The organism is Shewanella psychropiezotolerans (assembly GCF_007197555.1).
GTDB classification, from domain to species: domain Bacteria; phylum Pseudomonadota; class Gammaproteobacteria; order Enterobacterales; family Shewanellaceae; genus Shewanella; species Shewanella psychropiezotolerans.
The window spans coordinates 2,213,953-2,239,366 of sequence record NZ_CP041614.1 but is presented as its reverse complement, the minus strand read 5'-3'; the positions used below and the strand labels follow the sequence as shown (position 1 = coordinate 2,239,366).

The following is a 25,414-nucleotide window of genomic DNA, read 5'->3' as shown; positions in this document are numbered from 1 at the left end:
TTCAACCTTACCATCATTAAGACTTATTTTAACAAATTTATTAATAAACAATACAAACAAAACATCTATCTATATGTATATATCTGAGTCATAATATCGGGGTGATGTGTTAAAACTGCAAATACACACTATATTATAGAGGGTGTCCTATATTAGTTCCCCCGCCCCCCAACCTTGTAATTGTACTAAAATAACATAATAGTATAATACTGAAGTACCCAAAGTTGAATAACCCACTTCAGGTCTAACTAGAAAAACATAAGCATCATTTAAGAGCTTTATACAAATTATAGACAAAATCAAATAGGCCAACTCGTTTTAATATCAAAACTAAGATCTTAAATAGTTTTGCTTTTGTGTAAAAAACTTTCTGCTTAACCCTTCCAATAAATTGTTTTATTATATTATTTTCTAACATACCTTTCATAACCTGAATGTCATTTATATCCTTTACTTCACCTCGATTTAATTTCATATTGTACACTTGATTAAAACAAATAAACTTAACGTTTTTAAAGTAAAAATAAAATTCAGGATCTAGTAATAGATTAGATTTATCTTGGGCATGAAAGATCAAACTATTATCGTGAGATTCAATGTTGTCAGAAACTTCAGTATGTATCTCTACTAAAGATAAATAATCTATATCAGAAGCAGGTCTTATCCCATACAAAGCCAAAAGCATTCCTGTATCTAATGCCACTTCATTTTTATTTAATTTATGTATATCCATAAATTCAATAAACTCATTTAGTTTTATATGAGTATTAATGTAAGTATTTGGTTTTCCATAATTAAGGAAGTGCAAAGCATTATCATTGAAAACAAGATGAGCGAGCTCTATCGCCTCGTTGGTTGTATCTGTAATATGAACAGAGTGTTTCCCAATTTTAAATATTTCTCTAATACACTCTTTAACTTCTAATACCTCTTGTAGACAACTTGCCTGGAAAGCGATAAATCGAACATCATCATTATTGCTAAAACATTCCGAAAGCTTCCCTTTCACTCCTTTGTAATTATTTTTGACATCACCTAACCATTTTTCTCCAGAGTATATTTGAGACAATAAATTATGAGCACCAGTTAAATTTATAGGCACATTTTTTCTATACACTATGTTGGGGATAACCTTTTCTAACTGATCATCATGTCCGATAGCTGATGGCCATATACAAGCAATATAGATGTTATTAGCTACCTCTACAAATTTCGTTGCTGCAGAATCCAGCATTTTAATTGGTACCTGCCTGGAAAAAAAGAACCTATAATCATATTTTTTTGAATCAGCATTCGATTCTATGCAACTTACTTTTTTCCCTAAATGTATAGCACTCGCTAAACGATGAGCTCCATCAAGTATAGAACCATTGCAGGATAACGGTATAAGCGACTCTGTAGAATCAAAACCAATTCTTTGAATTTTTTCATATGTGACATGAAATGATTGATAGAAACTTTCAATATTATTCTTTTTATCATTCCCTGGCTCGGTATACCTGCCGAGACTAAAAGCCCTAATGTGTTCCTTATAAGACTCTTTCGAAAAATAAGACTTAAAACAGATACCATCTAAATAAAGCAACTTAAAAGCCAAATCAAAACGATTATGGGTCAACAGATCTACTGAATTCAATGTGATAATATTATGTTCTACTGAATTAAAATCAGCTTCAAAATGACCTTCAACTAGATTAGTTAAAGTTAGCTTATCGATTTTGTTAACAGTCATTTTTTTTCAACTCTTCCAATTTTATCATGAAGTCAACTATTCGGTGTTTAAATGTATGATTATTTCTTGCTTTTTTTATTCCAGAAGACTTTATTACTTCTCTCTCTTCCTCATTATTTAAAAAATAATGAATCAACTTTTCCGATTCATCAATACTATTATAGCAAGAAATCTCCTTACCAATCAAAAAGTAATCTTCTAAGCTTGGAACATAATCAGTTAATTGAAATCCCCCTTGAACGGGTATCTCGAAATTTCTAGCTTTAGTTTGACTACTGCTTTTTCCACTTATAAAAACAGCTTTAATCCCTAACAACATAGCTTTAAAACTTGAAAACAAATATCTAATATCAAAGCTAGAACTATTTGAAATATTGAGGTTGATTTTTGAACTCAAAAAAATCTCTTCTATCTTTGCGTAGGTCACCCTTCCATTAGGCCAGCCATTGCCAAAACAATCGACCGTGATCCCTCTTTTTCTTAAAGTATCGACAAACCATTTTCTATAACGGTTACAACCACCAACAAAACTAACATTGTATTTATAATCATTATTGTCAATTTCTATTTTATTTTCTAAAGATGCCCATTGGCTACATATAATATTAGGTTGACCAATACTGATATACTTTTCTACACTAAATTTATCTGTTGTAATACAAGCAGAAAAATAGGGTGCATAAACAGATGTGAAGCTTTCGAATCGCCATTGATCATCACCAAAGAAGTTGACTGTAAAAAAACCTTTCATATGTAGATGATTGATTGTACTTACTTTAACCTGATCTTTTTGAAGAATAAAGAATATCAAATCAGGTTTATATTTCTCGGCTTTAATAATGATTTCTTTTTGAATTTCATCTATAGAATAGTCATCATAAAATATTGCATCCACTTCGTAGCCAAGATCAATAAAATTATCATGCCACGCCTTATAATTTAAAGCTAAGCCATTAGATTTAATACCTGATTCATATTTAAAAGCTACATATAAAATTTTTTTAATCATTAAAAATCCTTCAATACATTGCACACGACAACTTCAGCGAAATTTTGGCCAGTAAATTTAAATCCATCTTCACTATTTAAAAAGTTTTGAATATTATTCATATAGTCAATATATTTTTCATCATCAATGTTCGAAATAAAATCAAACAATTCTTCATAAGATTGAAAATCCCTTTTGTCCACAAAACAATTACTTGGGATATGTTTACTAACATTATTTGCTCCCCAGTAAATTGGAACACAACCAGCAAAAAAACTATCAAATATCTTTTCCGTTATATAACCCGGTATATCCTTTACATTTTCGTAGCATATTGAAAACTTATAATTTTCCATAACTATTTTTTTATTTTTAATAACACCTCTATAAGATGGGTAAACCTGACCAGTCAAAATAGCAAATAGTTCACATAGAAACGGCACTCTATTTAATGCCCTAAGTAATATGGGACCTTCAAATCTTCTTTTACCCCATCCGACTCCAAACAAATCAAACTTATCAGCTTGGTTTGACTCAAACCACTTTATAGCATCGACTCTTTTAGAATAAAGTTCATTGATATTATGTGAAGGTGTTTTTTTATTCCCAGAGACTAAAATACAAAGTTTGTCTTTATTTTTCACATCCACTTTGATATTCGGAGGGAACAAGTGAGAAAAGTTAAGTTTGAAATACCGATTATTATCTACAAGCTCATCATTCCAAGTAAATATTCTTTTAAAATATGAATGCTTTTCAAATTCGTAGTTATCAGGTCTGATTAAACTACTTTCTACTAAAATCAAATAAGAACAATTTATTTTATTTTTACTAGGCAGCGTCTTTGGCATGTCAAAGTACAAAACAACATCAGACACCTCTATAGTATTTATATCATCTGTGGACAAGTTCCAATTATGTTTCCTGAACTCACTTTTCAACTTGATATATTTATCGAAAATCCCATCCCGATTCAAAGGACTTTCAATATTAAAAACCTCATTTTTTTGAAGGTATTTAGGTATAACTAAACAAATTTTTTTCATTTTATAATAACACCATCATGCATACGAATTAGTTTGTAAATACATAAAATAAGATACATTCCAAAAAAAACAATAATTAATAAAGAAGAAATAATCGAAGGCTTGCATTCGATTAATGGTACTAAAAAAAATGGAATAGATAGGAAAACACTTTTACAAACGCCTTTCATCTTTATACTTATTGGTAATAACCTCCTCATATTCACAAATAGCAATATAAATATGATAGAGTACGAAACACTTAAGACAACGGCTATCATCCATATATATTGGGAAAAATCAACAAAGTACAATACTGTAACACTACATACGAAGCCGATTATGTAAGGAAAAATGGTTGTTGTAGTTTTAACCTCAGATTGGGATACTAAATAAACTATGTTAGAAGAGACTCTTAATAGTTCAATAATGGCTCCAATAGCAACATATATATATGCGTCATGAAACCTATCAGAAACTAACACATTGATTAAATATGGTGATAAACAAATCACGAATAGTGCCAAGCATATGTAAACAGGGAAAATCACACCTGCTAGTTCATTCCAAGCTGCAGTTCTTTGCTCTTTTGATGCATTAGTGATATTTCGAAAATATATAGGATTAAAATACTGTGTTGCCAAACTAGATACAGCTGTAAATATAGCACTAGAAACAGAAAAACCAACAGCTACATAGGCAAGAGTTTCAATGGAGTATTTATTTTCAATTATTATTCTGTATGAAGAATTCTGTCCCCATTGTAAAAACAACGTAATAGTTATGGGGATTACAAATGCAATTATTTTCTTACATGAGCTTCTATTTAATTTACCAGCTAATTTTGTTCTCTCTCCAACTTTTACAAATTTCACATATACAGGGTAAATAAAGACACACTGTGAAAGCGCAATACCATACAACCAGCCAATACCTGTAGCAGTTACATATTGCGTGATTATTAATGATAAAATAAGCCCCAAAAACAAAGATGAAATGAGATATTTAATAAATAATAAGCGCATTCCGAGCGTGTTAAGGTTATTTAGAAGGACTAAGTAAGTTCCAGATAATAAGGAAATGGAAACGAAAGTTAAAAATTCACCTAAAGTATAGTATTGGTCATAACCTAAAATACTATAAATGAAATAACTAACAGATATTGACACCAATATTGCCAACAATCGTACAGACAATAAAGTATTAGTCGCAACTGATAATTTATTATCAGTTTGCCAACCAATCACATGCCTACCAAAATATTGGCCTACAGGGTTTAGAAATGCAAAATTGAACAGTGTCAGAATAGTTAGTAGAAGGTAATACTGACCAACTTCTTCCTCGCTTAAAAGACTTGTTAGTAACTTAATAGATATAAGCGCTAATAAAACCTGTAATATTTTACCCCCTGCTAATATCACAACATCTTTATTCTTATTAATTATACTCATAACTCTCTAGAAAGTGTTGGTAATGCTTCAACAAATGTTAAAATAGGGAGCGGCATTGACTTCACATTTAGTCAATACATTCCAGTAAGCCGCCCCTAATAAAATCACGAAAGAATAGTACTGAGTAACTTTATCTCTTTTTCTATATCATTTTGATGATTCCCGACAAACAATCCATTTTTATCTAGATATTCTGAGGCTTCAAGTGTTCCAGCAACTTCGTAATCAAAATATTTAAGTACTTCAGTATTTTTAAGGAAGTTCCCAGTTACAATGGGTCTACATTCAATACCATGTTCTGATAATAGCTTAACGAAGTGAGCACGATTATAAGGTGCATTTTCTTTCAAAATTAGCGAGAAACCAAACCAACTACTATTCCCCGTCTCTTGCTGAATATCTATAAACGGATGATTTGAAAATAAGCTTTGGAACAACTGTGCGTTCTTACGCCGCGTTTTGATAAAATCAGGAAGTTTCTTCAGCTGTTCAATTCCTAGAGCTCCACTCATTTCTAATGGGCGGGCATTATAGCCTGGTAACATAAACTTAAATGACTCTTCAAATGGATCGTCACTCTTTTCACCACTAACCATATTAAATTTTGGAAGGTTGCGTGTCCAACCATGAGCGCGAATACAAAGAAGAATATGGTACAATTCTTCATCATCCGTAACAACGCACCCACCTTCCATAGTAGCAATGTGATGTGAAAAGAATGAGCTGTATGTCCCCATAAGTCCGAACGTACCAGCTTGCTTACCATCAATCATCGCCCCCATTGATTCACAGTTGTCCTCTAAAATAAAGATATCACGTCCAGCGATGATTTCATTCATTCGCAAGTAATCATTTGGATTACCAAGCAAATTTACAGATAATATGGCACGTGTATCTTCTGTAATTGCTGCTTCGAGTTTATCTAGGTCCATATTTAACGTCTTACGGTCAATATCAACAAACTTAACCTTCAAGCCATACTGCTGAAGCGGAAAATAGGTCGTAGACCATGAAACAGCAGGGACAATAATCTCATCGCCACGTTTCAGCTTTAATGACTCATTCTTTGTAAAAAATAGCGAAGCTATCATCAGTAAATTAGCAGTTGAACCAGAGCTAACCATCAAGGCATATTTAGTTCCGAAAAAATCGGCAAAGTCTTTTTCATACTGAGCAACTTCTTTACCCATGGTAAACATATCCGATTCAATAACTCTTTGAATCGCAGAATACTCATTGTCATTCCAGGTGCTACTCGCTAAAGCATAATTAGTCATTACAATACTCACTTAAATAAAACTCATAGGTCTTCTGAATGCCAACCTCTAAGCTAGTTTTATAAACCCAGCCAAACTCTTTTAGTTTCGCATCATCAATTAACTTTTGTCTCATGCCAACAGGTTTGCTTAAATCATGTGTAAACTCGCCGGTATAGCCAACTACGTCCGCTACCGCTTGGTAGTATTCATTAATGGTGTAGTCTGTACCTAAACCTACATTAAGATTTTGCGGCATTATGGCAAAGTTATCAAGTGCATAGAAAATAAATTCAGCCAAATCTTCCGCATACATAAATTCACGACGTGCTTCGCCATCACCCCAGATATCAATTTCAGAAACTTGATTATTTTTTGCTTCATCTATTTTCCGAATAACTGCTGGAATCATATGAGAATGATTAGGATCAAACTTATCAAATCTACCATATAAATTACAGGGGATAATTGTTTTGTATAATCGGCTTGGGGTTTCTTTGCTTATGTACTCACATAGTCTAGTGCTAGTAATCTTAGCTAAAGCATAACCCTCATTTGTAGGCTCAAGTTCACCCTTTAAGATCAATTCTTCAGATAATGGGTTAATGGCATCACGAGGGTACATGCAGGAACTGCTCAAATTTAAAAAGTTAACCACGCCGATGTCATTAGCAGCAGTAAGAATATTAATTCCCATCTGCATATTATCGACTAGGAACTTAACTGGTCTTGCCATGTTTGCTTGAATGCCACCAACAACACCTGCCGCATGTATAATCATATCAGGCTGGTGCTTTTCTACATATTGATAAACAGCATTGCCATCTAACAAATCTAGTTCTGAACTGCTCGGTGATAAAAACTCATGATTATGCATAGTAGAAACAGCAAGAATATTCCGACCAACCATGCCATTAGCGCCGGTTAATAATATTTTCATAAGTATTTACTCAACAGCAACTGATTTTACATAACCATGTTCTTTTAATATTGCATGTTGTTTTGCAATATCTAAATCACTAGCAACCATTTCAGAACACATTTCTTCTACAGTGATTTGAGGAACCCAACCTAATTTATCTTTCGCTTTCGATGGGTCACCAAGTAACGTTTCAACTTCTGCAGGGCGGAAGTAACGAGGATCAACTTTAACAATCACATCACCTACTTTTAATGCAGGTGCATCATTACCTGTAATAGCAGTTATCGTGGCAATTTCATCAAGTCCTTCACCTGTGAAATCAAGTTCAATACCTGCTTCTTTGGCTGATAAACTAACAAATTCACGCACACTAATTTGTTTGCCTGTTGCAATAACAAAATCATCTGCTACATCTTGCTGCAGCATCATCCATTGCATGCGTACATAATCTTTCGCATGCCCCCAGTCACGCAGCGCATCCATATTACCAAGATACAAACAAGTCTCTAACCCTTGAGACATATTAGCAATCGCACGAGTGATTTTTCGCGTCACGAAAGTTTCACCGCGACGGGGAGACTCATGATTAAATAAAATACCGTTACAAGCATACATCCCATATGATTCACGATAATTGACTACAATCCAGTATGCGTACATTTTTGCAACGGCATAAGGTGAACGAGGATGAAAAGGCGTAGTTTCTTTTTGTGGAATTTCTTGAACTTCACCATATAGTTCTGAAGTAGATGCTTGATAAAACGTGTCTTTTTCTCTAAGCCTAAAAACGAATAGCTTCAAGTAGTCGTAATGTCCCCATAGCATCGACATCAGCAGTATATTCCGGACACTCAAAGGAAACAGCCACATGTGATTGTGCCCCTAAGTTATACACTTCATCAGGCTGTACATCTTTTATAATTCGGATTAAATTTGATGAATCTGTTAAATCACCATAATGCAAAAAAAACTTTTGATTTTTTTCATGGTTATCTTGATATATATGATCAACACGAGCAGTATTTAATGACGATGCACGACGTTTAATGCCGTGAACTTCATAACCCTTTTCTAATAATAATTCTGCAAGGTATGAACCATCTTGCCCTGTAACACCCGTTATTAACGCAATTTTATTTTTGACACTTTAAAGTCCTAATCTAATTTTATTCATGCTATTTCTAGCTCATCTTTATCGGTTCAATTAACATTCAACTAAGCCATCTGGACAATTTATTAATGATAATAACTAATGAATGTCAATTTTTGACAACATCAGACCCTCCAAGTGTATGACTTACATCTTTATACTTACTATTAATATAAACCTTAACTTACTATATATAAACTGTTCTGTTATTTTGTACCAAATAAAGGCCGCACACACAGTTACAAAAAAATGAACAAAGAATGCAACAGTTATATCCGTAACACCAAAACACAACTTAGCTACATTAAGTGTTATTACCAAAAGGTGAATCAGGTAAAATGAAAAACTAATTGTACCGAGAAACATAACAAGGCGATTGGTTAACAATCTTGTAAAAAAGGCTTTGTCATTTATTAAAATCAAGAGAATAAAAGTAAAAAATGAAAAAACACCTCATTAACATGTCCAATACGATTCAAAAAATCTAAGTTTAAATACACTATAAATACAACTAAAGATAGAACAAATGTAATGTTTGAGACTAAGCAACTAACACTGTTAGAAGTAAAGCTTTTAAACATTTTCCTTAAGTAATATCCCAAACCACCTAGTAAAAACATCCAACCATATTTAAAAGGCATCCAATGTACAAGTAAGCGATCAAGAACTTTAAAATAACTCAACATTAAAAATGAAGCGGCAATAAAAACTGATATAAATAAAGCTATCAATAGATGCTGAGTTTTTAGTTTTATCACTCCCCTAGTTATTAAATAACCTAAAACACAATAAAAAACACTTCAATATATAAAGTCCACTCAACTCCGATCATTGTATTGGCGTATTTTAAATCAAACATCCCAAATATGAAATATGATATAACAAATTAACTAGATAGTTTTCTTCTAAATTAAATTTCAAATCCCAAAAATTAAACCTAGCTCCACCAAACTCTAAATAAGCATAAATAACTATCAAAATAGGAAAGTAGGGGATTGACAACCTTGAAACCCTGATTAACAAAAACCTTTTGAGTGTATATTCGCCTTCAAATAATTGATAGAAAACAGTAAACCCACTAATTACAAAGAAACTTCGACTCCATACTTTCCGATCATAACCAAATTCGAGAATGCACCTCCTAATTCAACTAACCCACCACCACGAGCATGAATAAGGAATACAAGAAAAACAGCAATAGCCCTTAATCCTGTAATGAAATTTGTTCCTTCATAAACTCTATCGACTTTCATTTCAGCCTCTGTATTCTAGATGTAAAAAGTTAATTATTAACTTCTATTCCAGTAATAACACTTGTTATATAAGTCCTATATGTTTTGAATGTTTTTTAAAGCTATTGAAACACATTCACTAGCAACAGAATAACTTGAAGCTTCTGCATAACAACGCAATTCTGGCGCATTACCTGAAGGACGAAAATGCACAATTCGTCCATCTGTTAATGTTACTCTAAAACCATCAATCTCATCAATACTTTCAACAACTCCATTGTACAAGCCTAATTTAGCCAATGAGAGTTCAGGATCTTTTTTATTTTAAGAATTATCCCTTGGCTTTTTTCTGTCGTGATATTCTGAATGCGATCGCTACAAGTATATCGCTGTGGTAATCCATTAACTAGCTTGGATATAGAAGAATTATTAGCTGCTGCTAGTACCATTAACGCTGGCAGTACTGCATCACGCGTAGGCAGGGCTTTTAACTGTTGACCATTAACTCGAACTTCACTGGCCAATAAAAAACCGCCATTAGCTTCAAAACCTGCAATTGAATTGAATTTATTAGATAAATATGCGAATTTAGCGATTACATAGGGTGAGCCAATTTTCGTACGTTCTACATGGATGAACTTATTACTTAGTTCAATTCCCGAATTACAACTTACAGGAACGACTACAGCCTCTATCTCTAACGCAGCGGCGGTTAATAAACCAAGAATGTCACCACGTAACCAAACTCCATTTTCGTCAGCAACTAGAGGTCGGTCACCATCACCATCAGTTGAAAAAATTGCATCAAGGTCATGTTCTTTAGACCAATTAATAGCTTTATTATGATCCTCTTCAGATACGGCTTCTGTATCAATAGGCACAAAATAATCACTACGCTCTAATGCGATTACATCGGCACCTAGCTTTTCGAAAATACGATAATAAAGATCTCTACCGGCACTGGAATGCTCATAAATACCAATACGCTTTCCAGTAAGCCAAGGGGTGTCAAATAGTGAGGTATATCGGGTTATATATACTTCTGCAGCTCTGTTGTTAATAGTTAATTGAACTAACTCCGCTGGCTTAGTAAACTCAATATTCTCATTGGTGATGACTAGTTCATCAGCTTTACTGATTTCGCCATCTGGTCGGTAAAATTTAAGGCCATTACGATCAAACGGAATATGACTTCCAGTTACCATAATAGCTGGCATCGAATCTTCTTGGGCTACATAAGCCAAAGCAGGAGTAGGTACTACACCGTAATACACTACATCAACATTTAATTGTCTTAATGCTGATGCACATGCTTGTGCCATCGCATAACTACTAGGGCGGTTATCTATCGCAATTGCAACGGTTTTAAAATTAAAGTCACGCTTCATACCGGTGATAAAAGCAACAGAAAATGCTGCACATACGTTAGATGTGAATTGAGTCACTAACCCGAGCACCACTAGTACCAAAAACAATGCCACTTTCTCTAATAACCGTTGAACTAATTAAATTGAACTCGTTTATCACAGGTATCATCCTCATATACGCCCGTATCTATCTTCATAGCGTACTATGTCATCTTCGCCCAAATAACTACCTGTCTGAACTTCAATCATTTCCAGTGGAATTTTACCAGGATTTTCTAACGCATGTATTGTGCCAAGCGGAATGTAAGTTGACTCATTTTCAGTCAGAAGGATTGTCTTGTCACCATTTAAGACACTTGCGGTGCCTGACACAACAATCCAATGTTCTGAACGATGGTGATGTTTTTGAATTGATAATTTTTCACCTGGTTTAACTGTAATACGTTTAACCTGATCACGTTGACCAAAATCAATCGAATCATACTTCCCCCAGGGACGATAGACTTCTCTATGGATTTTATGCTCTGTCCGTCCTGATTTTTTTAGATGGGTAACTATTTTTTTCACATCTTGAACTTTGTCTTTATGAGCAACCAAAATAGCATCTTTAGTTTCAACAACTACAATATTATCTATACCTACAGTAGCAATTAATTTATGTTCTGAGTGTAGATAACATTGAGATGAGTTAATTGAAATAACATCTCCTTTGCAGACGTTGTTATTTCTATCTTTTTGGGATACTTCCCATAATGTAGACCAAGAGCCAACATCACTCCAGCCGGCATTCATGGGGACTACAACCACACCTTTGCTTTTTTCCATTACGGCATAATCAATTGAGTCATCTGGACATTTCTCAAATTCAGTTTTATCAACACGAATAAAATCCATATCAAGATTTGTTACTTGCATTGATCTTTCACATGCATTCAGAATTTCAGGGCAATGATTTCTCAATTCTTCAAGATATCGAGATGCCTTAAACATAAACATGCCGCTATTCCAATAATAATCACCACTAGATATATAAGCTTCAGCTGTTTCGAGATTGGGCTTTTCAACAAACTTTTCAACATTAAAGGCATCATTATCACTTTTACCAGCCTTAATATAACCATAACCGATTTCAGCTGAAGTAGGGACAATGCCGAAAGTCACTAATTGATCATTTTCAGCAAAAGGTAATGCTTTAGCCACTGATGATGAAAAAGCTGCAATATCTTGAATGAGATGATCTGCTGCTAACACTAACAAGATTGGATCTTCGCCCAGATCTGAATTTTTTAATGCTTGTATAGCAGCCAAAGCAATAGCAGGTGCTGTGTTACGACCAACGGGTTCCAATATAATACCATTATGACCAAAACCGGCAATGCGTAGTTGTTCAGCAGCAATAAACCTATGTTCTTCATTACAAATCAATAATGGTTCTTGATGCTCAATCCCAGATAAACGCTCAATTGTTTGTTGCAACAACGATTGATTACCCGACACTGTTAAAAACTGCTTTGGGTATAGTTCACGAGAAAGTGGCCATAAACGACTACCTGTTCCACCGGCCATAATTACTGGTAAAATCATTTTTATTCCTAATTTTAAAATTGACAGAAGCTAGGCAAAATACCACTTGGTGTGTAGATGAACATCATCTCTACTGAGTAATTCGTTACCGTCGAACCATTGATAGTGAGCATGTTGCCGTTTTGGTAATTGAAGTAAACTTAGTTCAAGACTCAGCTGATAACCAAGCGCAATATAATGAGTGCTATACTCTTCATTATAAAAATTATCTGGATAAAAATGCTCGTAAGGCCCAAGTAGCACTGCTTGAGTTATATCAATTTCATTACCTAGCTCTATCCTTGTGAGACGTTTAAAAGCTTGTGCGAGAGTTTCATCTTTAAGAATTCGTCCTCCAGGTACAAACCAATGATTCTGAGCGGGTTTATTTATACGTTTTCCAAGTAATATTTGCTTTTTTTCATTTAGAACAATTAAATCTATCGAAACTAATGGGGTATTAGCTACGATAAGTGAAAAAACATCTTCATCCAAATACATAAGAACTTACAACCTCAATCACAACAAAAGCAGGGTATAAATTATCGTCCCATACCAAACAAAACTACTTTTACAGTTTTAAATAGTATTTTTATATCCAACCAAGAGCTGTGATGCTTAATATAAAAAATATCATATTTATGCTTCCAGACGGCATCTTCGACCGAAGCTCCATATGGATAACTAACTTGTGCTAAACCTGTTACTCCTGGTTTAACTGCATGCCGAAAGCGATAATATGGAATTTCTTTTTCTAGTTCACTTATGAATACTTCTCTTTCAGGACGGGGCCCTACTATAGACATTTCACCTTTGAGAATATTTATTATTTGAGGTAATTCATCAATTCGAGTTTTTCTAATAAACTCACCAACTCGCGTAACTCTAGTATCATTTTTGCTTGCCCATTGAGCTCCAAACTTTTCGGCATCAGAACACATAGAGCGAAACTTAATTACATAAAACTCATCATTATATTGACCCGTCCGTCTTTGTCTATAAAGTATAGGGCCTTTACTTTCAACTTTAATAGCAATAGCAGCCAGAATACAAATAGGGATAGCGAGAATAGACAGCATAGTAATAGCAATAATATCGATAATTCTCTTGGCTAATTGTGTCCTTTTTGTCGATAAAATTGAAAAAGCTTTCTGGTGCAAAAAATAGCCGCTATGTAATAATCGGACTTCAGTATAACCTAAACGAGCATCTAAATAGCTAACTAGTGGTTCAACCCAAGCGCCTAATTCAGTAGCTTGCACTAAAAACTGCCGTTTTTCTTTAGATAGATGTGAACTTTCAAAATGACAAATAACCTTACAACTAAAATCGGTAATAGAATAATCATTCACAACTATGTCAAATGAATAATCATCAATAATTTCTCCAATTTCACGTTCACGGTCAACAGGGCAATAAACATAGATCTGTTTTTGATTTAAAACTTGTGTCTTTGACTTAAAACGTTTTATAAGCTTTTCTGTGTGCTGATAATTATCAGTCTCTTCTATTTTATTTACTCTAAAATTCATATATTAATTGCCAAATAATTTATTTCTTTCGTGCGAAGTAGCGGATAAACACAAAAATTAAAGCCAACATTACCCCTAGCATAGTTCCTATGATACTTATGAATGCCCTCTTTGGCTTAAATTTTTCTTCTGAAATCAAAGCTGGATCTATAGTTTTAAATACATATTCATCACGCACCTCAGCAAACATAATCGTTTTTGCTTGCTCTTCGATGAGTTTGTAAAGAATAGAACGAATATCGGCCACATTAGTAAGCGCAATCTGCTTATTTAAAAACTGACTACTACGGTTAGCTTCATCGACATCTCGCTCTTTCATCACACGATTGATATCTTCAATCAACCAAGTCACCCACTGCTGTGCGATAACAGGCGACAAATGCTCGACTGATACAGTTACCATGCCGGTATCTTTAGCAGAGTTAACTGAAATAACCTTATTGAACTCTTTATAGGCTTCTTGCATCGAAGGTTCTGGCTTAAACGGCGCGTTAACTTCACGAACCCAGGTATTAGTAGTTAAGTTATATAATTTATCATCGTAGATGATGCTATTATCGCTCATGTTCCATTTATCAATCGCCATCAAGTCAGGCAAGATCTGGTGCCGTTGAATAAACTGACTGGTAAATTGGCGTGATTTCATCACCTCAATGGCCATTTTAGTCTTATCTACTCCGCCGCCACCGCCCAGGTTAATCCCCGCCATGCTGGCAAGCCCTCCAAAGCGGCCAGCTAAGGCACTTAAACCACCACTTTGCTCTTCTGAGGCTGGTGCTAGAAGAGCTTCAGATTTGTATATGTTGGGCAGATTAATAGCGTAGATGACTGCACCAATTGCGAATACGGCAGTAATGGCTATGATAAGCCATTTTCCTTGCCAGATTACCGCGAAGAGTTCGCGGAGATCGATTTCATCGTCGTTCGTTGTTTGAGCGAACTGTGAGTCGTTATATTTATTTATATCAGTGGACATTGAAAATGTGTCTCATTGTTAAGGTCTTGATGACGGAACGCTTCGCTAAGGGATAACGGAACGTTCGCAGGCTCACTTACGGTAAAAGCTTAGGGCTAAGATCAACGCTTCGCTTACGGAAAAACTTCAAGCCAAGATGAACGTTCGCAGGCTCACTTACAGCAAAACTTTAAAGCTAAGAGGAGTTATTATGATTTTTTAAGCTTTTAATCAATCCTGCTAGCATTGCGGATATTTTCTCAGAATCACTAAGTATTTGTTCAACAAAATCTTAATCTAAATAACTAATTTCTCTACCTATCATTGCTTGTGTCATCATTTCTGCAAGTGATGCTTTAGCAATATAGAGAAATTGAATCTGCTCTTTCACTCCCTGCCGCTCGATTCCCTCTGCTATATTAGAAGGCACAGAGAGTCCAGAACTTGTTAGTTGGTCTTTAAAGCCCCAATCCTTTAGCTCTTTTGTATTTAAATAAATAGAACATGACAGTTTGTAGCTCAATTGCCAGACTTCTAGTCTTTTGGAATTTCATAACCATCCTTGGTTAGGGTAAAAGTTGAGCTTTGCTAAAAAGCGATAACGGTTTACGGAACGTTCGCAAGCTCACTTACGGTAAAAGATGTAAGAGCGAAAACGGATTACGGTAAATTCCGTAAGGACGCAGTCCGTTCCGTAGCCGTTTGCGGCGTTCATCTTAACCTTAAAGATTAGCGACTGTGGCGAATGCAACTGCAGTGTTATAGATGATGCTGGTGACTTGAGTCCATAGAGTTAGGCTGTCTTTATACTCAGTATCTAGCGGTACAATAATGGTGTCACCAGGCTGTAGATCATCTGCACTGCTGAACCACATTGAGTTACTCGGCATCATAACCGAACCGTTGGCCTTGATGACGTAGGTTCTATCATCATCGGCGCGCTCTCTTACTCCGCCAGACATTGCAAGATACTGATCTAGTGTTAAGCCCTGCTTAAATCTATGAGTAGCAGCATGCTGCACTTCGCCCATTACCGCAATGGTCTGCTTAGTCGATGGAATATATAACACATCTGAATCTTCAAGCTGTAAATCGGCTTGTTCGATGCCAATTGAAATAGCTGATAAATCTACGACTAGACGCCCGACTGCTTTGATATTCTCTAAATCAGTTAACATCATCTGTGCGTCGGCGTAATTGACCACGTTACCGTCTTTAGATACACCACGAGTCGCAATATCTCGACGTAGTTGATCGGCGAGCTTCTTGATCTCTAACTGTTCTTGTAAACGAACTGACTCACGTACAAAAACAGATGAAGGAAGGTAGGCATACTCGGTAAAGCCACCAGCACGTTTTAGTACATCTTCAAGTGTCTCACCACGACGTATGTTGTAAACACCAGGGAACTTAACTTCACCACGGATCTCTACAGTTTTGTTCTCTTGCCACTCAGGTGTAGTCATGACAGTTAAAATGTCACGACCTTTCAAAAGAACATTAGCAGTAACATTTCCCTCAATAGCACTTTTAAGATCGACATTGGCATGATTAATACTTGAGCCAGAATTATCTGTCACTGTGCTGGTCAGTTCGGCTCTGGCAGTAAACGCTCCTTCTTTAAGGCCGCCGCCGGCCTTAATTAGATCATTGACTCTGGCATTAACCGCTAAAGGATATATTCCAGGATGTCGCACTTTACCATTAACAGCAACAACCATGACGCCCTTACCCGCACGCCCCTGACTACTGAGCTTCATAACTACTGGATAGAGAAGCTCGCCTCTATTCATTACACTACTAAGTTTAATCAGATCTTTATCGTCAAACAGGTTAATTAACATCTTGTTGACTTCGCCAATGACTGCAGCAGCTTGGTCATCTTCTGGCGCCTCTTTAGCAATAATCACACCACCTAGTTGACTGCGTTGTTCTAAACCTTGCTTTTGTAACTGCGAAAAGCCTGCGCTGAATATGTCATTACCTATCAGGGAATCGCCAGCTAATTTAGTCATCTTTGCAACTCTCTCTTTGACGAGTTTATTCAATTCATAGCGATTTTGTGCTTCGTCACTGAAATTAAAGAAAATCACCTTGTCCCGAGATTTTAGTAACAGGTCTTCAGATGGGATTTTATCACTAATAGCAAGCCCTGGCGCAAACTGATGGATTTCGACATCACCATAGTCATTTATTTCACGAACGATAATACCGTAATCAAGATCTGCTGAGGCTTGTAAGTCACCCCATATTGATGGAACCAGATCACTGATTTTTTGCCCTTGGTACCATTGATACTTACCAGGACGAACTACCGCACCGACAACTGTGATGGCATTTTCATACCGATTCGATGCACTCTTGATTCTGACAACATCTCCAGAGCGTGCTTTGGTGGCTTTTCCGCTGTCGGTGGTTAAATCTAGGTTCGTTACTGTTTTTAAACCTTTGCTATTGAATCGCTCAACGCTACTACTTCTAGGATAAGCCCCAGGTTTAAGGCCTGCAGCCATAGAGATGATATCTCCTATGGTTTCGTGCTTCTTCAACTCATAGATAGCGGGTCGACGCACTTCACCTGTCACACTAACGAGCCCACCCACAGATGGGATAAACACGACATCGCCAGAACGGAGACGCTCGTCTCCTGAAGCATCCCCTCTCATGAGCAAGTCATAAAGGTCCATGATGCCTATAAGTTTGCCATTACGCTTTAACTGAATGTTACGCAGTGAACCAATTTTGTTTACCCCGCCAGACACAAACAAAGCTTGTGTGATAGTCGATAGACTCGAAACCGTATATGAACCCGGCTTGTAAGCATCACCTGCAACAAAGATTCGAATTGAACGTAGCTCGCCCATGGTGATATTCGATTCAATGCCGATCATCTGATGATTGATTCGCGTCGTTAACTGCTTTTTCAGTTCTTCAAAGTTTAAGCCTGCGACATTTATCGGCCCAAGTTCAGGAAACTGGATTACTCCTTCGCGATTGATAACCAAGTCATACTCTTTGTTATCTTTGCCATAGAGTTGAACTTTGATGTTATCTCCAGGACCGACCATATACTCACTCGGTACGGGCACATCCGAAACGGGTGCAAACGTTGTAGGTTCGCCCTGGAACAAGTCATAACCAAATCGCTTTAATTCTGCTTTAGCCTTATCTTCATCAAAATCTAGCTTGGCTTTTTTACCTTCTCCACCTCGGTTATCTATCAGCTGTCTTTCATTTACTAGCTGTGGGTTTTCAAGTTGACGCTGTTGGCTAGAACCACCACTTATCATCGACGGATCGATACCGTATTGCTTTGCGAGTCTTTGCTGCTCTGAAGCAGGGAGCTTTTTGAACTGTTCTATCATCTGAGGAGACGGCATTACAGCCTGCGCCTGTGTACTTAACAAAACGAGTGCACTTATGCCTGCAATGATTATTTTTTTGGTTTTGTGTAACACCGGTGTTCTCCGTCGAAAGAAGTTTTAAGTTGAAGCGAAGACGAACGGTCTACGACCTGAGGAACGCTTCACTTACGGAATTTGGGTAACGGCAATTGTTGATAACTTTGCTTTTTAGACATGCTACCGATCCACGTGGCGGCCATTCCTACAAGGATGTAGGTTAGTAGAACAACGCAGGAGCTGTTGTCGAGAGGCCTTCGGCTCTCGCTTAACGAATGAAACTTTTCATTCGATGCCCTTCGGGCACGCTACCGATCCTGATGGTCGCAGAGCTCTGTCACTCTCGCTAAAAGTATGAAATATTTCATACTTTTGCCTTTCAGGCACGCTACCGCCCATGGATTGCGGCTTCCAGAGTGCCCTACGCCGTAGCGTAAATTCATATTTTTGTTCTGAATAGAGGGCTAAGAAAACAAAGTAAAGTTGCTAAACTTACCTCGACACTCTTGTACTCCGTTGCTAAGAACTTTTGGCCTACCTAATAGAATTAATACTATTTTAATGACCCCATTTATTTGTTTCTGCCTTGATTCAGTCTTCGGTAAAAACACAAACAAATGAAGCGGCGTATTGTACTCGATTTTTTATTTTAATGCTGCTCATTATTACCGCATGCATGTTTCGATGCAGAACTTCCCCCTCCAAACGCTCAAGTTACATTCAACCAAGAAACAGATAACAAAATAACAAGGGTAAATTCACATGAAATCAGGCCACTTTAGTTTGGTTTGTTTAATTTAAGTCTATAAATTATCAATATTTAAAGAGAGCTATGGCAGATCTCTTACAAGAAAAATGGGAAAAGAGAGAGGGAGCTGAGATGTAAGGGAAAGCTGTGATGACGCGATGCTGGTAAACCTAAGGCGGTCTGGAGAGCAAAGACGATGGGAAAGATTCGGGCCTCCTACATCAAACAAAGAGGGCCGCGTAGCCTGTGAAAGCTGAGACGGGATTCTAGATTCGGGGCTAAAGACGCGTCCTCCAAAAATATGATGCGATACCGGTTAGATGTAGGACCAGCTTTAGCCGGGAGGCTTTGGGCACATAAAAAAAGACGAGGCGAAGAGGACGGCGGGGCCTATGAGAGATTAGATGATGGGAAAGATTCGGGGCTGTAGCCCCTCCTACATCACATTAAATGGGTTTAATGCTTTTTTTAGGGACTGATACTCGTTTTTGCTGCCCCATTATTTCGAATAGTACATGACAACGTTTGTCGCCATTCTTCTCTTCGAAGATGCCTTCTAATTCTGCGAATGGACCTTCGGTGAAGCGTATTTTTTCACCTTGTGTAAACTCAATATCGGAATCGTGCAATCCGTCAGATTCAGCCCCTTCAGCCTTGTACTCAGGAAGAAGCTCGGACAGCAGTTTATGCTCACGCATCTTGATACTGTGAATAATACTGTCGTCGACCGTGGTCATTAACTCTTTGCAACCTACGATACGCCCAACGCCGCGGGTGGAATGTATGCGGGCAACACTGGTTATTTGCGGATCAAAATAAATGAATAGGTAACCAGGGAATAGAGGTATACGTTTGACTGTTACTTGACCCTTAACCTTTTTTTCCTCTCCGATTGTCGGTAGATAAGTTTCTATCTCTTGTAAAGTGAGGTTATGTACGGCTCTTGCTTCACCGCGGGGTTTACAATAAAGGAGGTACCAAGCTTTCATTTTTTCTGACTCTAATCTGACAGCACAAATGTATCTGTGCATAAATCCTTACACTGGTAGAAAATGGTAGCAGAATTGTTTTTAGAGTAAAAGGGGAAAAAAGATCGAAAGCTAAGATGGGGGAAAGCGAAGAAGACGCGATGCTGATATGGGAAAAGACTCGTGGCTGAAGCCACTCCTACATCAAACAAAGATGACGCTGCGCTGTAAAAGCGGAGACGGATGACGGAACACTTCGTTTACCGTAAAAGCTTCAAGCGAAGCGTTCCATAGTCGCACCGTGACTTATAAAAATTAAGACGGAATAAAAGATTCGGGGCTGAAGCCCCTCCTACATCAAACAAAGAGGACGGCGTAGCCTGCTGTTATCCGTCAGGACGAAGGCCGTTCCGTGAGCGAAGCGTTCCATAGTCGCAGCGCGTTTAAAGTAGGAGCGGCTTTAGCCGCGATAAACTAGGAAAGGCGGATATTTGGGCTGATTTAGATTATTGCTAATAGGTTTTGAATGGATTCTAGTTTGTAATTCCTATATTTTTTCGGATACATTAGATTACTTACAGATAATACAAGGAAGGTATTATGTCGAATTTTCAGAATGTAGATATCATTCATCATGGCGCTGTTGATGGTGTAACAGGCTCTTGTCATCAACTGAATATCAATTCAGAGTCTGCCGTATTAATTGATTGTGGTCTGTTTCAAGGCGCTGAAACTGCTGGTAAGGCGAACGCTAATACATTAGAGGTCAATTTTGACATTGATAACCTAGTTGCTTTGCTGGTCACTCACTGTCATATCGACCATGTCGGCCGTATCCCCTACCTCCTTGCTGCTGGGTTTAATCAGCCTATTTATGCCACTACCGCAACGGCTGCGCTTTTACCCATAGTGATTGCAGATGCGCTAAAAGTGGGTGTTACCAAGAATAAACGCCTCATTAAGCTTTATCTTAATAAATTACAGCAACTGATTATTCCTATTGAATATAACCTATGGTTTCCTCTGCCAGTTAAGCCTATAGCATTGAATTCATCAGATGAAATCTATTCAAGCTTTAATACGGCTAAAGCTAAGTTTAAGCCTGCCGGACACATCTTAGGTTCCGCTTATATTGAGATAGAACTCAGTGACCTGAACATTAACGCCCTTAGCGATGAAGACAATGCCAATAAACTAGCTAGCATTGCAATTAATGCTGCAGTTGATAGCCGAGTAAATAAACATAGAGTAGTGTTCTCAGGTGATCTTGGCGCTACCTATACACCACTACTTGCGAGCCCTAAGAGCCCTTACCGCGCCGACACTCTGATCATTGAATCCACCTATGGTGACAAAAACCATGAGAGTCGTCAGAAACGAACCCATTGCTTAAAACAAGTGATTGAGAAAGCGGTATCCGACAATGGAGTAGTGCTCATCCCGGCTTTTAGTATTGGTCGCACTCAGGAACTGCTTTATGAACTTGAGCAGATCATTCATCAAAAACGTACCCATCCTCTCTGGTCACAGATGGAGATAATTGTTGATTCGCCACTCGCCGCCAAGTTCACTGAACAATATATTCAGTTTAAACGCCTGTGGGACAATGAAGCCAAGAAGAAACTCAACTTAAATCGCCACCCTCTTGATTTCGAGCAGTTATATACGGTTGATAGCCATGAAGAACATCTAAGTACAATTAATTATCTCGCTAACCGAAATAAGCCAGCGATAGTGATTGCAGCGAGTGGCATGTGTAGTGGTGGTCGGATAATGAACTACCTTGAAAAGTTTCTGCCAAAATCTACTGCAGATGTCATTTTCGTTGGCTATCAGGCTAAAGGCACTCTTGGTAGAGAAATACAAACTTACGGCCCTCGAGGCGGTTATGTTTATATTAATGGTGACAAAATAGATATAAAGGCAGGAATACACACCATAAGTGGCTATTCAGCTCATGCAGACCAGCATAATCTCGTCAATTTCGTGAAACGTATGCACCATAAGCCCAGACATATCCGTATCGTTCATGGTGATGACAACGCCAAACATGCTTTAGCCGCCAAGTATCGGCAATTGCTTCCCAGAGCAGAGATAGTGATAGGAAGGGCTGAGATGATGGATAAAACATAGATGATGGGATGATGGCTGCGCCTGTTTAAGCAAAGACGGTGATTGAAAGCTAAGACGACGCTGCGCTGGCAAAGCAAAGAGGATGGCGGGGCCAGTGAAAGCTGAGATGGTGACTGAAACGAAGACGACGCTACGCTGGACAAACTGAGACGGATGAAAGATTCTGTGCTGAGACTCCTCCTACAAGGTAGACGGTTATCTTTATGTAGGACCGGCTTTAGCCGGGAGGGATTGATAATTTATGTTTGAAGCCCCTTCTAGATTGTGATGTCTGCCCAGCATCTCACCTTTACACTCTAACCTGTCTAAATACTCGGCATTCAAGCCTTCAAAATTGACATTAGCAATAAGAAAAGGGTATATAAGTAGGGTTTCGTAGAATATATAACACCAAATATTAAAATATAACAATAGTCTGTAGCTAAGTTGTTGTTAACAATGGTTGTTAAATTACAATTTATCATAAGCTTAACTAGATATCGCTAAACTAAGTTACAAGACTGTAAAATAAAGCAATAACAATTTTTCTGTGGTGACAATTGTCCCGCAGGCAATCACAAGCAAGGTGGAAGACTTAATGAGCGTAACAAAACCCCAAGGGACGATGCTCGGGCATCCGAAGGGATTGTTCCTGTTGTTTACAACAGAGTTATGGGAACGATTCAGTTATTACGCAATGCGTGCCATTTTGGTACTGTATTTGGTAGATAGTGTACAATCGCAAGGTGGTCATGGTTTAGGATGGACAAGTGCCGATGCCATCTCTCTTTACGGTACTTTCACCGGTTTAGTTTATTTAACTCCCCTCATTGGTGGCTGGTTAGCCGATAACTACCTTGGCCAACGACGTTCAATCATGATTGGTGGCGCTTTAATGGCTGCAGGTCAATTCATTCTAGGTACGCCACACGCCTGGGTACCAGGAATGGAAATCCAAGCCTTTTATCTTGGTCTTGGTGTGCTAATTCTAGGTAACGGCCTGTTTAAGCCAAACATCTCTACCATGGTAGGTGATTTATACGAAGAAGGTGATCATCGTCGTGATGGCGCATTCACCATCTTCTACATGGGTATCAACGTAGGTGCATTCCTCTCGGGTATCATCGTAGGCTCGGTAGTCAGCGCCTATGACGGCAACTTCCAGATGGGCTTCCTCTGTGCCGGTATCGGTATGGTCTTCTCTTTGATCATTCAATTTTTCTTCGCACAACGTCTACTCGGTGATATCGGTAGATACCCAGCCGCAAAACTTGAAAGAGATAAAGCTAAAGCTGCAGGAAAGACTGATGTAGAGAAAGTGCCTTTAACGAGTGTTGAACGCGATCGCATCAAGGTGATCATGGTCATGGGTCTGTTTACTATCATCTTCTGGGCTGGTTTCGAGCAAGCCGGTGGTTTGATGAACTTATTCACCAACGACTTTACCGACCGTATGATCGGTGGCTGGGAAGTACCAACCACTTGGTTCCAGTCTCTTAACGCTATGTTTATCGTTATCTTCGCACCTGTCATTGCATCTATCTGGATCCGCTTAGGTAAGAACGAGCCAAACTCTCCGGTTAAATTTGCCCTAGGTCTTGTCCTGCTCGGTATTGGTTTCCTATTTATGATAGGTGCAGTACTTGAAATGGGCGGAAATCCTGACGGTAAGTCAAGCATGTGGTGGTTAGTCGGTGCATACTTCTTCCATACCATGGGTGAGCTTTGTCTATCTCCTATCGGCCTTTCAATGGTGACTAAACTTGCTCCACTGCGTATCGCATCTCTTATGATGGGTGCATGGTTCCTATTCGTTGCTGCTGCAAACAAGATTGGTGGCTTCGTGGGTTCATTTATCGGACATGGCGGTCCAAAAGAAGAGCAACTTGCTAATGCAATGGCCATCTTCGCTGGTATCGCCATCACGTCAGCTCTTTCAGGCATAGTGCTGTACTTTATGGCTGACAAGCTAGTAAGTTGGATGCACGGCGCCGAAGGTGATCATGTTCATACTGAAGAAGAAGCACTCGAAGAAGAGATGGCTGTCACTGCAGACCATGAAGGGATAAAGCATTAAGTCGCTTTTAACCTGATAAAAAATTGATATAAACGCCCTTTGAGAAATCAACGGGCGTTTTTGTTTTATGATAATAGACGGCCTATGGCCTGATAAAACAAAGATGACGGCCTAGCCTGGAGAAGCACTGACGATATTGAAGCGAAGTCGACACCAACAAGTTGGCTAGAAAACCGAAGACGACACTTGCTTCGCAAGCTGTTCGAAGCGCATCGTACTCTTTTCTGGAGGGCGGTTATACCGGGAGAAATTACCGGCCAGCCCCACCAGCACTGCATCATATTTCCTGTAGGAGGGTCTTTAGTGTTCTCTCGCGGCTAATGCCGCTCCTACAACAGACAATCGCAGCATAATTCAGCTCTAGTCATCTTAACCTTTCATTTGCTTACTTTTAATGAGTGCTGTAATCATAGTGACAATAGTTTTTATATCTTTTATCAAACAATGCCCGATTTCATTATTGATATAACCTATTTTCATTCCGATAAATAACTGTGTAATAACTTCAGCGGCTGAGCTTCTTGCGATATACAAAAATCGAATTTGTTCTTTCGCTGAGGGACGCTCAACACCTTCAGCTATATTTGAAGGTATAGATAGTCCAGCCCGTGTGATCTGATCACGAAAGCCATAATCGTTTGAGTGTCGAGTTATTTCGTAGATAGAACAAGACAAATTACATGCCTTCTTCCATAACTCTAGCTTTTCAAATCGCATATATCTCATCCTTGAGTTATTTTTAATAAGCATAGATGCTTTAAAGCAAAGACGGAATGTAAAGCGAAGATGACGCCAACAAAGTAAAGATGACAGCGCGGCCTAGAGAAGCACTAAAGGTATTGAAGCTAAGACGACGCCAACAGGTTGGCTAGAAAACCGAAGAAAACACTTGCATCGCAAGCAGTTCGAAGCGCAGCGTACGCTTTTCTGTAGGA

General features: G+C 37.9%; 17 protein-coding genes and 2 pseudogenes. 2 read left to right on the top strand and 17 right to left on the bottom strand.

Features of this window, described 5'->3' with window-relative positions; translation table 11 throughout:
- Window positions 1-265: 265 nt before the first annotated feature.
- The 16 genes and pseudogenes from FM037_RS09985 to rfaH form a co-directional block, all read right to left on the bottom strand.
- Window positions 266-1,732, bottom strand: a complete 1,467-nt coding sequence (locus tag FM037_RS09985; RefSeq protein ID WP_144045883.1) for a hypothetical protein — start codon at window positions 1,730-1,732, stop codon at window positions 266-268.
- Complete coding sequence (locus FM037_RS09980) at window positions 1,722-2,741, bottom strand: CgeB family protein (RefSeq protein WP_144045882.1); 1,020 nt, start codon at window positions 2,739-2,741, stop codon at window positions 1,722-1,724. Before FM037_RS09980 ends, FM037_RS09985 begins: the two co-directional genes overlap by 11 nt.
- A complete protein-coding gene (locus tag FM037_RS09975) occupies window positions 2,741-3,766 on the bottom strand; it encodes a glycosyltransferase family 10 domain-containing protein (RefSeq protein WP_144045881.1) in 1,026 nt (341 codons plus the stop codon). Before FM037_RS09975 ends, FM037_RS09980 begins: the two co-directional genes overlap by 1 nt.
- Complete coding sequence (locus tag FM037_RS09970; protein WP_144045880.1) at window positions 3,763-5,196, bottom strand: lipopolysaccharide biosynthesis protein; 1,434 nt, start codon at window positions 5,194-5,196, stop codon at window positions 3,763-3,765. Before FM037_RS09970 ends, FM037_RS09975 begins: the two co-directional genes overlap by 4 nt.
- 104 nt (window positions 5,197-5,300) lie before the next feature.
- Complete coding sequence (locus tag FM037_RS09965) at window positions 5,301-6,473, bottom strand: DegT/DnrJ/EryC1/StrS family aminotransferase (RefSeq protein ID WP_144045879.1); 1,173 nt, start codon at window positions 6,471-6,473, stop codon at window positions 5,301-5,303.
- A complete protein-coding gene (locus tag FM037_RS09960) occupies window positions 6,466-7,392 on the bottom strand; it encodes a GDP-L-fucose synthase family protein (RefSeq protein WP_144045878.1) in 927 nt (308 codons plus the stop codon). The genes FM037_RS09965 and FM037_RS09960 overlap by 8 nt, the downstream gene beginning before the upstream one ends.
- Before the next feature lie 6 nt (window positions 7,393-7,398).
- Window positions 7,399-8,506, bottom strand: a pseudogene (gene gmd / locus FM037_RS09955) (GDP-mannose 4,6-dehydratase).
- A gap of 1,100 nt (window positions 8,507-9,606) precedes the next feature.
- Window positions 9,607-9,777: a hypothetical protein gene (locus FM037_RS28505; RefSeq protein ID WP_185976998.1), complete on the bottom strand. Its 171-nt coding sequence runs from the start codon at window positions 9,775-9,777 to the stop codon at window positions 9,607-9,609.
- A gap of 75 nt (window positions 9,778-9,852) precedes the next feature.
- Window positions 9,853-11,292, bottom strand: a pseudogene (locus FM037_RS09950) (phosphomannomutase).
- A 2-nt stretch (window positions 11,293-11,294) separates the two neighbouring features.
- The gene (locus FM037_RS09945; protein ID WP_144045877.1) at window positions 11,295-12,707 is read right to left on the bottom strand and encodes a mannose-1-phosphate guanylyltransferase/mannose-6-phosphate isomerase; all 1,413 of its coding nucleotides are present in this window, start codon (window positions 12,705-12,707) and stop codon (window positions 11,295-11,297) included.
- Between the two features lie 30 nt (window positions 12,708-12,737).
- A complete protein-coding gene (locus tag FM037_RS09940; protein ID WP_144045876.1) occupies window positions 12,738-13,187 on the bottom strand; it encodes a GDP-mannose mannosyl hydrolase in 450 nt (149 codons plus the stop codon).
- Window positions 13,188-13,228: 41 nt separating this feature from the next.
- On the bottom strand, window positions 13,229-14,218 hold the full coding sequence (locus FM037_RS09935) for a sugar transferase (RefSeq protein ID WP_144045875.1): 990 nt from the start codon (window positions 14,216-14,218) through the stop codon (window positions 13,229-13,231).
- 19 nt (window positions 14,219-14,237) lie between these two features.
- Entirely contained in the window at window positions 14,238-15,194 is a 957-nt protein-coding gene (locus tag FM037_RS09930) for a Wzz/FepE/Etk N-terminal domain-containing protein (protein ID WP_144045874.1), read from the bottom strand.
- Between the two features lie 271 nt (window positions 15,195-15,465).
- Complete coding sequence (locus FM037_RS09925; RefSeq protein WP_229381139.1) at window positions 15,466-15,696, bottom strand: four helix bundle protein; 231 nt, start codon at window positions 15,694-15,696, stop codon at window positions 15,466-15,468.
- 199 nt (window positions 15,697-15,895) lie between these two features.
- A complete protein-coding gene (locus tag FM037_RS09920; protein ID WP_144045873.1) occupies window positions 15,896-18,631 on the bottom strand; it encodes an SLBB domain-containing protein in 2,736 nt (911 codons plus the stop codon).
- Between the two features lie 1,137 nt (window positions 18,632-19,768).
- Complete coding sequence (gene rfaH / locus FM037_RS09915; protein ID WP_144048912.1) at window positions 19,769-20,311, bottom strand: transcription/translation regulatory transformer protein RfaH; 543 nt, start codon at window positions 20,309-20,311, stop codon at window positions 19,769-19,771.
- Between the two features lie 579 nt (window positions 20,312-20,890).
- On the opposite strand from rfaH, the gene FM037_RS09910 reads away from it, so the two are divergent.
- Together FM037_RS09910 and FM037_RS09905 are read left to right on the top strand one after the other, a co-directional pair.
- Window positions 20,891-22,423, top strand: a complete 1,533-nt coding sequence (locus FM037_RS09910; protein WP_144045872.1) for an MBL fold metallo-hydrolase RNA specificity domain-containing protein — start codon at window positions 20,891-20,893, stop codon at window positions 22,421-22,423.
- A 577-nt stretch (window positions 22,424-23,000) separates the two neighbouring features.
- Window positions 23,001-24,479 carry a peptide MFS transporter gene (locus FM037_RS09905; RefSeq protein ID WP_144045871.1) on the top strand — a complete coding sequence of 493 codons (1,479 nt, stop codon included), beginning with the start codon at window positions 23,001-23,003 and terminating at the stop codon, window positions 24,477-24,479.
- Window positions 24,480-24,848: 369 nt separating this feature from the next.
- On the opposite strand, the gene FM037_RS09900 is transcribed toward FM037_RS09905, so the two are convergent.
- Window positions 24,849-25,196 (bottom strand): four helix bundle protein, encoded by a 348-nt coding sequence (locus tag FM037_RS09900; RefSeq protein WP_144045870.1) that lies wholly within the window; start codon window positions 25,194-25,196, stop codon window positions 24,849-24,851.
- Window positions 25,197-25,414: the final 218 nt, after the last annotated feature.

Bases quoted from the DNA above. Each gene is read 5' to 3' on its own strand.
- FM037_RS09940 (WP_144045876.1), bottom strand. From the start codon at position 13,187: ATGTATTTGGATGAAGATGTTTTTTCACTTATCGTAGCTAATACCCCA.
- FM037_RS09945 (WP_144045877.1), bottom strand. From the start codon at position 12,707: ATGATTTTACCAGTAATTATGGCCGGTGGAACAGGTAGTCGTTTATGG.
- FM037_RS09935 (WP_144045875.1), bottom strand. From the start codon at position 14,218: ATGAATTTTAGAGTAAATAAAATAGAAGAGACTGATAATTATCAGCAC.
- FM037_RS09985 (WP_144045883.1), bottom strand. From the start codon at position 1,732: ATGACTGTTAACAAAATCGATAAGCTAACTTTAACTAATCTAGTTGAA.
- FM037_RS09970 (WP_144045880.1), bottom strand. From the start codon at position 5,196: ATGAGTATAATTAATAAGAATAAAGATGTTGTGATATTAGCAGGGGGT.
- FM037_RS09975 (WP_144045881.1), bottom strand. From the start codon at position 3,766: ATGAAAAAAATTTGTTTAGTTATACCTAAATACCTTCAAAAAAATGAG.
- FM037_RS09930 (WP_144045874.1), bottom strand. From the start codon at position 15,194: ATGTCCACTGATATAAATAAATATAACGACTCACAGTTCGCTCAAACA.
- FM037_RS09980 (WP_144045882.1), bottom strand. From the start codon at position 2,741: ATGATTAAAAAAATTTTATATGTAGCTTTTAAATATGAATCAGGTATT.
- FM037_RS28505 (WP_185976998.1), bottom strand. From the start codon at position 9,777: ATGAAAGTCGATAGAGTTTATGAAGGAACAAATTTCATTACAGGATTA.
- FM037_RS09965 (WP_144045879.1), bottom strand. From the start codon at position 6,473: ATGACTAATTATGCTTTAGCGAGTAGCACCTGGAATGACAATGAGTAT.
- rfaH (WP_144048912.1), bottom strand. From the start codon at position 20,311: ATGAAAGCTTGGTACCTCCTTTATTGTAAACCCCGCGGTGAAGCAAGA.
- FM037_RS09960 (WP_144045878.1), bottom strand. From the start codon at position 7,392: ATGAAAATATTATTAACCGGCGCTAATGGCATGGTTGGTCGGAATATT.
- FM037_RS09910 (WP_144045872.1), top strand. From the start codon at position 20,891: ATGTCGAATTTTCAGAATGTAGATATCATTCATCATGGCGCTGTTGAT.
- FM037_RS09900 (WP_144045870.1), bottom strand. From the start codon at position 25,196: ATGCGATTTGAAAAGCTAGAGTTATGGAAGAAGGCATGTAATTTGTCT.
- FM037_RS09905 (WP_144045871.1), top strand. From the start codon at position 23,001: ATGAGCGTAACAAAACCCCAAGGGACGATGCTCGGGCATCCGAAGGGA.